General features: G+C 55.3%; 14 protein-coding genes. 5 read left to right on the forward strand and 9 right to left on the reverse strand.

The window, feature by feature from the left end; genetic code table 11:
• Positions 1-181: 181 nt before the first annotated feature.
• The 5 genes from ACKWMY_RS26090 to ACKWMY_RS26110 form a co-directional block, all read right to left on the reverse strand.
• Positions 182-1207 carry a MerR family transcriptional regulator gene (locus tag ACKWMY_RS26090; RefSeq protein ID WP_308871151.1) on the reverse strand — a complete coding sequence of 342 codons (1026 nt, stop codon included), beginning with the start codon at positions 1205-1207 and terminating at the stop codon, positions 182-184.
• Between the two features lie 132 nt (positions 1208-1339).
• Positions 1340-2152 (reverse strand): MetQ/NlpA family lipoprotein, encoded by an 813-nt coding sequence (locus ACKWMY_RS26095; RefSeq protein ID WP_024527416.1) that lies wholly within the window; start codon positions 2150-2152, stop codon positions 1340-1342.
• Between the two features lie 118 nt (positions 2153-2270).
• Positions 2271-3104 (reverse strand): DUF1460 domain-containing protein, encoded by an 834-nt coding sequence (locus ACKWMY_RS26100; protein ID WP_409487359.1) that lies wholly within the window; start codon positions 3102-3104, stop codon positions 2271-2273.
• 78 nt (positions 3105-3182) lie between these two features.
• Positions 3183-3725, reverse strand: coding sequence for a GNAT family N-acetyltransferase (locus tag ACKWMY_RS26105; RefSeq protein ID WP_074027985.1), 543 nt, complete (start codon positions 3723-3725; stop codon positions 3183-3185).
• The gene (locus tag ACKWMY_RS26110) at positions 3726-4193 is read right to left on the reverse strand and encodes an acyltransferase (RefSeq protein ID WP_409487360.1); all 468 of its coding nucleotides are present in this window, start codon (positions 4191-4193) and stop codon (positions 3726-3728) included.
• A 207-nt stretch (positions 4194-4400) separates the two neighbouring features.
• Here ACKWMY_RS26110 and ACKWMY_RS26115 point away from each other — a divergent pair, with 207 nt between their 5' ends.
• The 4 genes from ACKWMY_RS26115 (at position 4401) to ACKWMY_RS26130 (ending at position 8888) form a co-directional block, all read left to right on the forward strand.
• On the forward strand, positions 4401-4991 hold the full coding sequence (locus tag ACKWMY_RS26115) for a Yip1 family protein (protein WP_024527420.1): 591 nt from the start codon (positions 4401-4403) through the stop codon (positions 4989-4991).
• A 136-nt stretch (positions 4992-5127) separates the two neighbouring features.
• Complete coding sequence (locus tag ACKWMY_RS26120; RefSeq protein WP_024527421.1) at positions 5128-6132, forward strand: LacI family DNA-binding transcriptional regulator; 1005 nt, start codon at positions 5128-5130, stop codon at positions 6130-6132.
• Positions 6133-6274: 142 nt separating this feature from the next.
• A complete protein-coding gene (gene nhaC / locus ACKWMY_RS26125; protein ID WP_409487361.1) occupies positions 6275-7723 on the forward strand; it encodes a Na+/H+ antiporter NhaC in 1449 nt (482 codons plus the stop codon).
• On the forward strand, positions 7710-8888 hold the full coding sequence (locus ACKWMY_RS26130; protein WP_409487362.1) for a MalY/PatB family protein: 1179 nt from the start codon (positions 7710-7712) through the stop codon (positions 8886-8888). The genes nhaC and ACKWMY_RS26130 overlap by 14 nt, the downstream gene beginning before the upstream one ends.
• Before the next feature lie 55 nt (positions 8889-8943).
• Here the strand turns inward: ACKWMY_RS26130 and ACKWMY_RS26135 are convergent, their stop codons facing one another.
• The 4 genes from ACKWMY_RS26135 to ACKWMY_RS26150 all read right to left on the reverse strand — a co-directional run bounded on the left by ACKWMY_RS26135 (position 8944) and on the right by ACKWMY_RS26150 (position 13285).
• A complete protein-coding gene (locus tag ACKWMY_RS26135; RefSeq protein WP_308871147.1) occupies positions 8944-10317 on the reverse strand; it encodes an NAD-dependent succinate-semialdehyde dehydrogenase in 1374 nt (457 codons plus the stop codon).
• Positions 10318-10549: 232 nt separating this feature from the next.
• Positions 10550-12247, reverse strand: a complete 1698-nt coding sequence (dld, locus tag ACKWMY_RS26140; RefSeq protein WP_390901832.1) for a D-lactate dehydrogenase — start codon at positions 12245-12247, stop codon at positions 10550-10552.
• A 43-nt stretch (positions 12248-12290) separates the two neighbouring features.
• Positions 12291-13085, reverse strand: a complete 795-nt coding sequence (map, locus tag ACKWMY_RS26145) for a type I methionyl aminopeptidase (protein WP_021180434.1) — start codon at positions 13083-13085, stop codon at positions 12291-12293.
• Positions 13082-13285, reverse strand: a complete 204-nt coding sequence (locus tag ACKWMY_RS26150; protein WP_024527427.1) for a ParD-like family protein — start codon at positions 13283-13285, stop codon at positions 13082-13084. Before ACKWMY_RS26150 ends, map begins: the two co-directional genes overlap by 4 nt.
• Before the next feature lie 171 nt (positions 13286-13456).
• On the opposite strand from ACKWMY_RS26150, the gene ddlA reads away from it, so the two are divergent.
• On the forward strand, positions 13457-14563 hold the full coding sequence (gene ddlA, locus ACKWMY_RS26155; RefSeq protein ID WP_409487363.1) for a D-alanine--D-alanine ligase: 1107 nt from the start codon (positions 13457-13459) through the stop codon (positions 14561-14563).
• Positions 14564-14570 lie beyond the last annotated feature (7 nt).

Here is a 14570-nt window from a genome sequence, read left to right on the forward strand (position 1 = left end):
TCCAGTCCGTTGATACTCTCCATTACTTCCTGAAACGACGCAGATGCATCGAAGGTACAAACCAGTTCCGTTGTCCTATAGTTATTTGATATTAATATATTTTATTAATATCGCGGGTTAACCAAGTACTCTGACTAGCTCCCTCTCCCTGTGGGAGAGGGTTGGGGTGAGGGGACACGGGTTACCGCCGCATCAGTTGCGCGACGCACTGGCGTAGATAGTCCAACAGCGCGGGGGTGAGCCAGGTGCCCTCGGTCAATGTCGGCTCTTGCTCCATCGCCTGGCGGATCTTCATCTGGGTGGCCGGATTGTCACTGGCATAGGACTGGAACAGTTCCAGCCAACGGGCCGCCAACTGTTTAGCCTGTGTCGATGCAGGCGCAACCTCCTGCTGCATCGCTTGCTGGAATTGGGCAATCAGCGCTGGCCATTCCTGAATGCGATCAAAATAGTGCGTGCGGACATAGGCATATTCGGTATCAGACAGGTATTTTTGATAGATCGCCAGCTTGGTTTCGGCAAAGGCACGGGTGATGTAATCGGTCATTGCCGGTGTGATCCCCGTTTGTTCGCGCATCGAAGGCTCATCGGCGTGCATGGCGTTGAGGCGGGTCAGAAATGCCGGATTGCCTGCGGTATCACGCTCCAGTGTACACATCCAGCGGCGCGCAATAGCCTGAGCACGCGGATCTTCGGCGCTTGCCCCACCGTCCATCAGCGTTTGCACCGTGCTCACCATCTCCTGCCATTCGCGATTACGCGCTTCGTCGGCCTGATAGAACGGCAGCTGTGCCAGTTCATCGGCGGTAAAGTATTTATCGTACATGGTCATCATCTCCAACGTGATCAGCCAATCATTCAATTCAGGTTCACTGCCATGGGTCAATTGGGTGTGCATATGCTGTAAGCGGCTGCGCAGCGTGGTTATCTGCGTCAGTTGACGATCGAGCATGGCAATTTGCTGTTCAATAACCGCGGGTAACGCCAGCCCCGAGTGCGCCAGAATCGAGTCGATTTCTGCCAGTGCGACTCCCATTCGCCGCAAGGCTTGAATATGGTGCAGGCGAGTAATATCTTCCCGATTGTAAAGGCGATATCCGGCATCAGAACGTGCAGAGGGGATCAGCAGCCCAATGCTGTGATAGTGATGCAAGGTTCTTACGGTTATTCCCGAACGGCGGGCCAGTTCGCCGACTTTCAGTAACATGCTGGTTATCTCCCTGGTGTGAGCTGAGATACTACAGCCTGACGTTACGTGAGGGTCAAGCAGGGAGGTGGGGATTTTTGTAAAGTGTTGCAGGCACCAACAACCGGCACCTGCAACCGATCGTGGGGGAAGTTACCAGCCTTTGACGGCCCCGCCGTTGAAGATCTTCTCTGCCGCTTTGGCGACTTCATCGGACTCGTAGGCTTTCACGAAGTTCTGCACGTTCTGCGCATCTTTATTATCTTCGCGAGCCACCACGATATTGGTGTACGGCGAATCTTTATCCTCGATAAAAATCCCGTCCTTGGTCGGCGTCAGGCCTATCTGGTTGATATAGGTGGTGCTGATCACCGCCACCGCGACTTTAGGATCGTCCAATACGTGGGGCAACTGCGCGCCTTCCAGCTCCATAATCTGGTAGTTGTGCGGGTTGGCACTGATATCCAGCGAGGTTGGCAGCAGGCCTTTACCCTGCTTTAGTTCGATCAGCCCAACCTTTTTCAACAGCAACAGGGCGCGGCCCAGGTTGGTGGGATCGTTCGGGATGGCAATGACTGCGCCGTCCTGCAACTCTGACAGCGATTTGATCTTTTTCGAATAGCCAGCCATTGGGAACACAAAGGTATTGCCTACCACCACCAGTTTGTAGCCGTGATCTTTATTTTGCTGTTCCAGGAAGGGGCGGTGCTGGAATACGTTGGCATCCAGTTCGCCTTTGTCGGTGGCATCATTGGGTAGCAACGAACCGCTAAAACCAATCAGCTCAACGTCCAGGCCATATTTCTCTTTGGCCACCCGTTTGGCGACCTCCGCCACGTCCTGCTCGGCACCGTTAATGACGCCAACCTTGATATGGTTTTGATCGGCCTTCTGATCGCACCCTTGTAATAACAACGTTGCTGCTAATGCTGCGGCCAAGGCGGTGCAGCGCCAAACAATTGCCATGAGTGACTCCCTGTAAAAACAATAAGATCGGTCAGTGTTGTGCCAACAGCTAAACCTATGGCCGTAGCCAAGTCAAATCCTGGTTAAGCACAATTTCTTATAGCTCATAACGCGGCGATCAGCGCGGCCGTAACACCACGATACCCGGCGTATTCAGTACATAGTTGGCAAACGCCGAGTCCATCACTTTGTGGTTTTCCTGGCGTGAGGAAGCATGGCGCAGCACCGGCCCATTCTGGGTCATGATAAAGAAGCCGGTATGGGTAACGTCCAGCCCTGCCAGCTTGGTATAGATACCGATATAGTCGCCGGTCTGTAATTGGCTAATCACCTGCTCATCAATAAATTCGCTAGGGATATAGGTGATGTTGCGCTCGGTGACCGCGATGCCAGGCAGATAGAGCTCGCCATCCGCTTTGCGGTTGAGCTGTTTGACCACGGTGATGGCATGCGGGCTGAGCTGCGCGGTAACATCATCGGCAAGGATCTGGCGGGTGTGCGCCCAGTCGGTGAAGAAATGCTTGCGCTGCTGGAAACTGACATCACCATTGATATAGCGCGTCTGAATCACATTTTCGACGAAGTCGTTTTCGCTGGTGGCGGTTCTGAGCGCCTGCACGTAATCCAGATAGGTAAAGCAATCTACCCCACGGAAATCGATCACTAATTGTTCCGCTGCGGTGGCGGAACCGATTAGCCGGTTGGCTAGGTAAGGGGTTTCCAGGAAAGTCTGCGAGAGCAGATCGATGGCCCGCCCTTTATCGATTTCCGGTACCGCCGCATGCAGAGCCAGCGCTGCCTGCAGTTTGTTTACTGTGTAATCGTCCATAACTGTCGCCATTGTCAGAGGTTTCACCTGTTGCGGTAGGGATTCTACCGGGATTTTGGCCGGTTGTTTACCGCTGCAACCTATCAGCGTCGTACTCAATATTATCAGGGCCAAGCCACGCATCCCTCTCTCCCAAGCGATTATTGGTTTGGCCAGTATGGCGTGCGCAAGGTAAACCCAGTGTCACCCAAAAGCGGTAAATCAATAGCCCACTTCATTATTGAACGGCAGATACCAGAACAGTGCGATCTCATGATCGGCAATGTCCGGTTGCCCACGATAGAGTAAATGATCGATGCCACCCAGCACAAAGCCATAGCGCTGATAGCAGCGGCAGGCAATCAGATTATTGTTCTGAGTTTCCAGCATCAGCCCGGCGGTGTTCTGTTCCCGTGCCCAATGACGTGCGGCATCCAATAGCGCTGTGGCTATGCCTTGGCGGCGAGCGTGGCGGCTAACGGCAATCTCCTCGATCAGCGTATAGTCGTTCCAGTTTTTGCTCAGAGTGATATGCCCCACAGCTTCCCCTTGGTAACGAGCGAGGAAGGTTTCCCCATCGTCATTGAGGAAGGGGGCCAGCGGGTAGACTTTATTGAAAGGAACCACTGGCTGTGTTGGCCACTGCTCGACCGGCTTATCAAAACAGGGTTGTGCGTAACAGGCGACGGCAAAGGAAAAGTCACCGTATTCCAGGTAACCGAAGGGGAGTTCGCTGATAATTTCGATGCCGATCGCCTGATGCAATTATTCCAGCTCCCTTAGCAGCTTGGCGGGGTTGCCCGCATAAATGCCTTTGCGGGTAATGCTCTTGCTGACTACCGCACCGGCACCAATCACCACGTCATCGCAGATTTCCACGGCCAGTATGGTAGCACCAGAACCTACAGAAACCCGGTTGCCGAGCCGCGTGTGTCCCCAGCTTGCCGGGTCGGCGTTAGGGGCGCCCCCTTTGAACAGATCGTTGGCAAACATCACGCCGTGGCCAATAAAGCAATCTTCGCCCAAGGTCACGTATTCACAGATAAAGCTATGCGACTGGATCTTGCTGCGCGCGCCCACGCAGACGTTCTTCTGGATCTCGACAAACGGGCCGACAAACACATCGTCCCCCAACTGGCAGCCATACAGGTTGCTGGGTTCGATCACCATCACGTTCTGTCCGGCCTGCACGTTATTAATCCCGCTTTGGCGGGTGCGGATCTTGGTTGTCATGGTCTCCCTCCATCAAGTAGCGCAACATATTGATTATAGTGCAGAGTAACCCACAGGCCGCTGACAGCGTACGTTTTTTCAACCAAAGACTATAATTGATGCAGGGCCGAGAGCCTGATAGCCGCAACCCTTGCGCGGTGTCTGAACCGCCAGTGGTGTGTTTTCCGTTCGCCGATCGCGGTTGGCGGCGAAATGAGGAGGTGTCTCATGGTCAATCATGTCTGGGGTCTGCTGGCGCATCCCAACGCCGAATTCAAACAGATCAAAAGCGAGAATGAATCCGTCTCGCACTTGTATACCCACCACGTGCTGCTAATGGCATTGATACCGGTGGTCAGCGCGTTTATCGGTACCACGCGGCTAGGCTGGCTCTCTGGTCAAGGGCAGGCAATCCGCCTGGATATGTTCACCGCTTTCTACACCGCCGTCGCGTTTTATCTGTTGATGCTGGCTGGCGTGGCGATCATGGGCAAGGTGATCCACTGGATGGCGCGGCGTTATGAATCACGGCCAAGCCTGCATCTGTGTATGGTCTTTGCGGGCTATGTTGCGACCCCGATGTTTCTCAGCGGATTAGTGGCGCTTTACCCGTTGGTCTGGCTGTGTCTGTTTGTCGGCATTATCGGCCTGGCGTATTCGGGCTATCTGCTGTATCTCGGCATTCCACACTTCCTGAATATCGATCGCAAAGAGGGGTTTATCTTCTCCAGCTCAACCTTGGCGATCGGCATTCTGTTACTTGAATTGCTACTTGGACTGACTGTCTTGCTGTGGGGGTATGGTTTCTGGTTATTCTGAAGTTAGCGTGATCGTTGCCCCTCATACCCTGTGGTATGGGGGGCTTTTGTTTAAATAAGCTGAACTCGACCCTCTGGATTTGTTACTCCCCCCTGCTTATTATCAACTCATTAAATGATACCGACTGGAATAATTGATGGCGACAATGAAAGAGGTGGCGCAGCGAGCCGGGGTTTCCGCTGCGACGGTCTCTCGGGTGATTAACAATACCGCCTATGTCGAGCCGGTGACCCGCGAGCGTGTCGAAAAAGCGATGCGCGAGTTCAATTACCACCGCAATGCGGCGGCGCTGGCGTTAGCCAAACGTAGTGGCAACATGCTGGGGTTGCTGACCGGGAATCTGGCCGATCCCTTTTTCTCGCGCCTGGCGCGTGGGGTGGAAGAGGTGACCCGCAAAGAAGGAGCGAAGCTGATGGTGTGCAGCGGTGGGCACCAGGCGGAGCGCGAAAAGGCCGGGTTGGATTTTCTGATCAATCAGGGCTGTGAGGCGATTGTCGCTCACATCACCCGTATGAGCGATGCCGATGTGCTGCGCTATGCCGCTCACTCCCCCGGTTTGGTGATCATCAATCGCTACTTTCCTGCCATTGCCAACCGCTGCGTGTGGTTGGATAACGTCAGTGCGGCTCAGGCCTCGACCGAACATTTGCTGCAACAGGGGCATCGGCGCATTGCCTGTGTGACCGCCGATTTGCCCATTGACGATCGCAAGCTGCGTTTACAGGGCTACCGCAATGCGATGGCACAGGCGGGGATCGACGTTCCGGGGGAGTGGGTGATCAGCGTGCCTTTTGATGAAGAGGGGGGAGAATTGGCCGCAGAGCAGATACTTTCCAGCCGTCATCGCTTTACGGCCGCAGTGACGTTTAATGACGTGATGGCCGCCGGCATGATGCGAGCCCTGCACCAGCGTCAAATCCCCTTGCCGCAGCAACTGTCGATTATCGGCTTTGATGATGTGGTGCTGGCACGCTATCTGTATCCCGCGTTAAGCACCATGCATTATCCCATCGAGCGTATGGCCAAACGGGCGGCCAAGCTGGCGCTGTTGAGCCAGCAACAGCAAGGGTTGCCGCCGCAAAATAACATGTTTAGCGCTGAACTGGTGCTGCGTGACTCGGTCACTCGCTGGCAGGGATAGCTTGTCCAGAGGTTGTTCTGAGAGCTGCATCACAAAGTTATCCGTCATGAAAGCGGTTACATGGCTTGAGGCGCTAGCTCACACCCCGGTAAACCAGGATTCACTACGCTAGCGGCACATCAATAACAACTCGGGGTGACCTATGGATGGTAAGAAAACGCTCAACCTTTGGCTGGCTTTGCTGCCGATCGTTGCCATGCTGACGCTGTTGATCGTCGGCTATGGGGTGTGGGAATTACGTATTGAACCGCTGTTACTGCTTTCGGCGGCCGTTGCTGCCGGATTGGCACTGTGGCAGGGCTACAGCTGGGATGACATCATCAACTCGATCGTCAGCAAGCTGGCGAAGGCCATGCCGGTGATCATGATCCTGATCTGTGTCGGCGGCCTGATTGGTACCTGGATGATCAGCGGCACCATTCCTTACATGGTGTACTGGGGGCTGAAAGTGATCAGCCCGCAATATATTCTGATCGCGGCCTTCTTCCTCACCAGCGTGATTTCCGTCTGTACTGGCACCTCATGGGGGTCTGCGGGGACAGTTGGTGTTGCGCTGATGGGCGTTGCGGCGGGGCTGGATGTGCCGTTGGCGGCGGCGGCGGGCGCGGTGGTTTCCGGTGCCTATTTCGGCGATAAAATCTCTCCGCTGTCGGATTCGACCAACTTTGCCGCTATCGTGGCCGAAACCGATCTCTATGCGCATATCAAACACCTGATGTATACCACGCTGCCCAGCTTTGTGCTGGCAGCCACCGTTTACCTGATCGCCGGTCATAGCAGCGTGGTGGGAACGGTTGCTACGCCACAGCGGGTCACTGACATCATTGTTGGGCTGGAAAGCCTGTATCATTTCAACCTGCTGCTGATCCTGCCGCCGGTGCTGGTGCTGTGGGGCGCGGTGACCAAACGGCCGGTGATCCCGGTCATGCTGGCTGCCTGTGTGCTGGCGATCGGCCTCGCCGTGGTGATGCAGGGCTTTAGCCTGAAACAGGGCCTGAACGCGCTGATGGACGGCTTCAACCTGTCGATGTTTGCTGAACGCGGGCACGATATCAGCGGCGTGATCGCCGATGTTCCGCGCTTGCTTAACCGGGGGGGCATGTTTTCAATGATGAGCACCATCCTGCTGGTTCTGTGTGCCTTCTCATTTGCCGGTGCGCTGACCTTGACCGGTGCGCTGACGGTGATTATCAACCGGTTGCTGAAAGTGGTGCGCACCACCGGCCAACTGATTGCCGCTACGGTGGGTACCACCATTCTGGTCACCGGCGCGACCAGCGATGGCAAGCTGGCGCTGCTCATTCCGGCAGAGCTGTATAAGGACGCCTATCGTCGCATGGGATTGGACAACACCAACCTGTCACGCACCATCGAAGATGCCGGTACGGTGATTGAGCCCCTCATTCCCTGGACGGCGGCCGGTGTTTATATGGCGACCACGTTGGGAGTGAGCACGCTGGATCTGCTGCCTTGGGCGGTGCAGTGTTACGCGGCGGTCTTCTTCGCTTTGATTTACGGTTTTACCGGTTTTGGCATCGCCAGAGTGACGCCAGAGGCTCAACAACAGGAGACGCCAAATGAAACAGCCTGATTTCAACCAGGTGGTCGATCGCCACCATACCAGCTCGGTAAAATGGGATTTCATGGGGCATTATCTGCAATTGAATGAAACCGACCTGTTGCCGATGTGGGTATCAGACTTTGACTTTGCTTGCCCGCCAGCAGTGCAGCAGGCTTTGCATGCGCGTGTCGAACATGGCGTATTTGGCTATAGCGAACGTGATGAAGATTACTACCGGGCGGCTATTGAGTGGTTTGCCCAACGCCACCAACTGCCGCTGCAACGGCAATGGTTTACCTCGATCGAAGGGGTTGTGCCGGGGATTGCGCTGCTGATCCAGATGCTCAGCCAACCCGGTGATGGCGTCGTGGTGCAGGGGCCTTATTACGGCTCCTTTAAGAAGGTGATCACCCTCAATGGTCGTCGGGTACTCGAGAACCCACTGCAGGAGCGGGAAGGGGAGTATCACTTTGACTTTACCCAGTTGGCCGAGCTGTTGCAGCGGGAAAAGCCGCCGTTGCTGGTGTTGTGCAATCCGCATAACCCAACTGGCCGCTGCTGGAACCAGCAGGAACTGACGCAATTGCTGACGCTGTGCCAGCAACACGGGGTGACGGTGATCTCTGATGAGATCTGGGCGGATTTGATCCTGCCGGAAGAGCGCTTTACCTCGGTTTTACACCTGGGGTCGCAGTGGCACGATAGGGTGATTGTGGCAACCTCTGCCAGTAAAACCTTTGGTCTGTCCTCGCTACGCATCTCCAATTTCCTGATCCCGAATGCGGCGCTGCGTGAGCAATTTGTCGAACGGCTCAATGCGCACGGGCTAGACGTTTTCAACGCGCTTGCCATGACGGCAGCGACGGCGGCTTACCAGCAGGGTGGCCCGTGGCTAGATGCTTTGTTGGCTTATTTGGCCGAGAACCGGCGCTGGTTTGCACAGGCGTTGGAGCAGGCGGCTCCCTGGTGCCGGATGATATCAGCACAAGGCACTTATCTGGCCTGGCTGGATTGCCGTGCGCTGGCGTTGGATGATGAAGCTTTGCAGCTGGCCATGCGTCAACAGGCCAAGATTGCGCCTTCGATGGGCTATGGATTTGGCGAGCAGGGGGAGGGTTTTATCCGCATCAATCTCGGTTGTCCGCGTGCCTATCTTGAAATGGCCGTCGCAGGGTTGGCTAAACTAACCGATTGATTTTATAGTGGGCGCAGCATGCTGCGCCCACTTAGCGCCCCTCCAGTATAAAACCTTAGCTATGGCTAACCACCACCAGTTTCTGGTTCACAAACTCTTTAATCCCCAGGTCTGACAGCTCGCGGCCAAAGCCGGAACGTTTAATACCGCCAAACGGCAGCTCAGGTGCGGTATCGGTCAAGGAGTTGATATACACCATGCCGGTTTCAATGCGTGAGGCCAGCTTTTTGGCTCGTTCAATATCGGTGCTGAAAATGGCCCCACCAAGCCCGTAGTGGGAGTCGTTGGCCAGCTTGACGATCTCTTCGTCATCGCTCACTACATAGACCTGCGCCACCGGGCCGAAAAACTCGGTGAAATAAGCCGGGTTATCGCGGCTGATATGCGTGAGGATGGTGGGTTCAAAGAAGTTACCTTCGTGCTGTAACGCCTTGCCGCCCAGGTGCAGTTTGGCCCCTTGCTTCACCGCCTCATTGACCTGCTCGGTCAGCCCTTCCAAGGCAGACTTGGAGGATAGCGGCCCTAAGGTGGTGGTTTCATCCAGCGGATCGCCCATTTTCACATTCTTGAAATGCTCGGTGAGCTGTTGCAGGAAGGCTTTCGCCACTTTCTCCTGCACGATAAAACGCTTGGCGGCGGTACAGACCTGCCCGGCATTGTTGAGCCGCGCCTGTGCGCCCACTTTGGCAGCCCTCTCGAGATCGCAATCGTCGAGCACGACAAAAACGTCGTTACCTCCCAGTTCCAGCGTGGCCTTTTTCAGCTTCTTGGCCGCCTGAGCCGCCACGATGCTGCCCGCTTTTTCCGAACCGGTCAACGCCACGCCTTGCACCCGATCATCGGCGATGATGCTGGCCACCTGATCCTGGGAAATATACAGGTTGGTATAGGCCCCTTTGGGCGCTCCGGCCTCATGCACCAGCTTCTCGAACGCTTCGGCACAGTGCGGCACGATGCTGGCATGCTTGACCACTACCGGATTCCCGGCTGCCAGGTTAGGGGCGAGCACGCGCATCAGTTGGTAAAAAGGGAAGTTCCAAGGCTCGACCGCCATCAACACCCCGATGGGATGATGCTCGACCCAGGCCTCACCCAGGCTGGACTCATAGCTCACCGGGGCCAGGAATTTTTGCGCATTGTTGGCGTAGTAACGGGCAATCTGGGCACACAGCTTCACTTCGCCACGGCTTTGCTCGATCAGCTTGCCCATCTCAACGCTGGCAATGTTCGCCAGTTCCTCCACCCTGCTCTCCATCAGCTCGGCCAGCTTATGCAACACGGGTAGGCGCTGGATGATTTCGCCTTTGGCCCAGTCGGAATGATAAAGCGCATCGGCCTGGGCTAGCGCCAGTTCGACCTGATCGTCATTATGCGGGGTATATTCTTTAATTAGCTGATTGTTAAAGGGGTTTACTGTCTGGTATGGCATGAAGTGCTCCTTTCGTCGCTCATGTTGACGCCTGACAGACGCCTTATTCAGAACGTTAAGTCTAGACGATAGGGCTGCGAAGGAGGGGCATAAAGGGCGATCGTGCGCCAGTGCCCCGCATGCAGAGGCTTATTACGAGTGTGCCGAGATGATCCTTTGCTCCCAAAGGGCAAGCTCTACCAGCGCCCTCTCCCTGTGGGAGAGGGCTGGGGTGAAGGGGGGGGATAAAATGTTACTGAATGTTGTTACCCCAGTGTTTTTGCTTGCTGGTTTTGCCAATGCCGGGATTAAAACTGTTGGTAGGATCGGCATCCTGATAGAAGGCCTGCAAATCCGGTTTGGCATGATACAGATGGCCAACGTTGTGCTCGGCCGGATACTCCGCACCACGCTGATTGAGGATCTCCAACATCTGTTCTTTCAGCGCATGGCTGTCCGCGCCTTTTTTCACCACGTAATCCTGATGGAACACGTGGCACATAAAGTGGCCGTAATACAGCTTGTGCACCAGTTGGTTGTCGATCTCCGGCGGCAGGGTTTCAAACCACTCGGTATCGTTGCGGCGCAGGGCGATATCCAGCGCCAGAATGTCCTCGACCTGATCGGCATGCACCGCGTGATAGCGCACGGCGGCGCCCGCTGCGGCAAAGCGGTGCAGGAACGCTTTCTTGCCTTCTTCAGGCGTGCAGACGAAAAAGTCACCGTCGGCCTGGGCAAAATAGCTTTGCAGATACTGCTGGGCTTCCTCCACGCCTGGGCCGGCCATTTTCAGCAGCAGATGGTGTTCAAAGCGTTGGCGATACGCTTTCATGCGCGTTGGCAGATGGTTAGGGGCCAGCTTGCTCAGCTTCTGCATCAGGTTATCGGTGAGGTTATGCGGTAACAGCGGCAGTTTGTTCAGCGTGGCATCCACTCGGCCCTTCAGGGTGAAGAAGCGCGGCATTTGATCGGTGCCCAGCTTGTCGATCATCATAAAGGTGTCTTTGCCATACACCTCGGCGATATCGAAAATATCGCGGTGCATATATTCCCCGGCCACCGGCAGATTTTCAAACTGGCTCAGCATATGGCGGCGCAGCTCGGTCAATACCGCGGTATCGTTGGTGCCGATATAGAACACCTGCTCTTTATCTTCTTTGGCGAAGGTGTCCAGACGTACCGCAAACACCGCCAGCTTCCCGGCACAGCCGGAAGCCTCGAACAGGCGGCGTTTATCGGCATTAAAGCGGGAAGGGGTATCGGCATCCACATCGCGCACCCGGCTGGCGTATTCGTTATCCGAAGCGCGCAGTTCGCCATGTTCAACATCGGTTGGCCGGTAATCGCCCTTTTCCAACCGCGTGAGGATCTCTTCCGGCGTGTCGCCCAGGTTAATCCCCAGATGATTGACCAACCGTAACTGGCCATTGGCGTCCAGCTTGGCGTACAACGCCATTTCAGTATAGGCCGGGCCGCGCTTGACCAGCGCCCCCCCGGAGTTGTTGCATATCCCCCCGATCACCGAAGCGCCGATACAGGAAGAGCCGATCACCGAATGTGGTTCACGGCCATAAGGTTTCAACAGCCTTTCCAGCTTATTGAGCGTGCTGCCGGGGAAGCCTACCACCTGCTTGCCGTTATCCAATACCTGAATATGATCGAGCCGCAGGGTGCTGACAATGACAATCTCACGGTCATAATCCTGGCCGCTGGGGGTAGAGCCTTCGGTCAAGCCGGTGTTGGCCGCCTGCATAATGACAATCTTATCGGCGGCGACGCAGGCTTGCAGGATCTGCCACAGTTGCAGCAGACGGGTAGGGAACACGACGGCCAATGCCTTGCCACCGCCGGAGCGGAAACCTTTGCGATAACGTTCGGTGCTACGCTCGCCGGTCAGCACTTGCGCGTTGCCGACGATATTCTTCAACTGAGTGATAAATGCCTGCGTCATGCCCATCTCCATGTCCCCGCCTGGCTGCAACGGGGTTTAATGTTTAATAGCGTTCCTGATATCCCGCCTCACGTTCTTCTGCACGCAACGTCAGGATCTCCACGCCGTCAGCAGTAACCGCTACGGTGTGCTCCCATTGGGCGGAAAGCTTTTTATCGCGTGTGACCACGGTCCAGCCATCTTTCTTCTGCTTGATGCGGTGGTCGCCCTGGTTAATCATCGGTTCGATGGTAAACACCATCCCTTCCTGCAACACCGTGCCGGTGCCGGGCAGACCGAAGTGTAGCACCGCTGGGCCTTCGTGCATCTCACGGCCAATGCCATGCCCACAATATTCCCGTACTACGCTGTAACCTGCCTGTTCTGCATGTTGCTGTATGGCGTGGCCGATGTCACCCAGCGTAGCACCGGGTTTCACTGCCCGGATGCCTTGCCACATTGACTCGTAGACATTGTTGACCAGGCGCTTGGCGAGCGGGGTGGTTTGACCGATGCAGTACATTTTGCTGGAGTCGGCAATAAAGCCATTATTTTCCAAGGTGATATCGACATTGACGATCATCCCGGAACGCAGAATTTTGCTGGCCGATGGGATGCCGTGGCAGATCACTTCGTCGATCGAGGTATTGAGCACGTAGGGGAAATCATACTGGCCCTTGCTGGCAGGGCGTGATTTCAGCTCATTGACGATAAAGGCTTCGGTACGGTCATTGATCTCCATGGTGGTGATGCCTTCGCGGATCACTTCATCGAGCATGGCAAACACCTTGGCCAGCAGCGCGCCGGAGTGGCGCATGATGGCAATTTCCTGCGGCGTTTTAATCACAATATCTTTCACCCAACAATCTCCTTCAGCGTCAGCGCGTTATCTTTCATCATCTTCTTTACCAGTTGCGGATAGGTCAGCTCCGGGTTCAGCTCTGCCAGCATGCCGATCCTGATCCAGTGTTCCGCCTGTGCGTTGATAGAACGCGACATGGTCAGGCTGGCGAGCCTGAGATCGTCATGTAGCGTCTCCGAGATTTTTACAATCCCCATAGCCGACTCCGTCAGTGAATAATATACGGAGTGTATACGTTTTGGATGCTGTGGGTTAGGCATTCTGTGGCGCAGGCATTTTAGGTTCAATGGTCATTGCCGGGGTCGCACAATGCGTTTATTGTGATCGTCGGCTTTGTTGCCATGACATTTTAAAGAAGGATTTAGGGCGTGACTAAACTACGTGTTGGGGTGATCTTTGGGGGCAAATCAGCGGAGCATGAGGTTTCGCTGCAGTCGGCAAAAAATATTCTGGATGCCATCGACAAAGAGAAGTTTGACGTCACGCTGCTGGGCATTGATAAGCAGGGGCAATGGCACCTTAACGATGCCTCCAACTTCCTGCTGAATGCGGAAAACCCGGCGTTGATCGCGCTGAACCACTCGAATAAAAACGTGGCGCTGGTCCCTGGGTATGAGAAACAGCAACTGATTGAAGCCGATGGTGCTGGTGCGTTGGGGCAGCTTGATGTGGTATTCCCAATCGTCCACGGCACCTTGGGGGAGGATGGTTCGCTGCAAGGGTTGCTGCGCATGGCGAATATGCCGTTCGTGGGGGCGGGCGTGTTGGGTTCGGCGGTCAGCATGGACAAAGACGTTACCAAACGTCTGCTGCGAGATGCCGGGCTATCAGTAGCTCCGTTCGTCACGCTGACGCGTTCCAACCGCAACAACTACAGCTTTGCTCACTTAAGTGAAAGCCTGGGGCTACCGCTGTTTGTTAAACCGGCGAATCAGGGGTCCTCTGTTGGGGTCAGCAAGGTGCATGACCAGGCTGAATTCGAACAGGCTATCGCCCTGGCATTCAGTTTCGACCATAAAGTGCTGGTGGAATCGGCTATTGTTGGCCGTGAGATCGAATGCGCGGTATTGGGCAATGATAATCCGCAGGCCAGCGTCTGTGGTGAAATCGTCTTGACCGATGAGTTCTACTCTTACGACACCAAGTACATTAATGAGCAAGGCGCGCAGGTGGTGGTACCGGCGGCGATCGATCAGGATGTCAGCGATAAAATCCGCGAGGTGGCATTGCAAGCCTTCAAGGCGCTGGATTGCTTGGGTATGGCACGTGTCGACGTGTTCCTGACACCGGACAATAGCGTGATTATCAACGAAATTAATACGTTGCCTGGTTTCACTAATATCAGCATGTATCCAAAACTGTGGGGAGCCAGCGGGGTGAGCTATAGCCAGCTGATCACCATTTTGATTGAGCTTGCGCTGGAGCGGCATCAGCAGGATCGCGGGCTGAACAGTTCGATGTTTGACAGCAAGTAAATGGCGT

This window comes from Serratia sp. J2, from assembly GCF_046269175.1.
Classification (GTDB): Bacteria; Pseudomonadota; Gammaproteobacteria; order Enterobacterales; family Enterobacteriaceae; genus Chania; species Chania fonticola_C.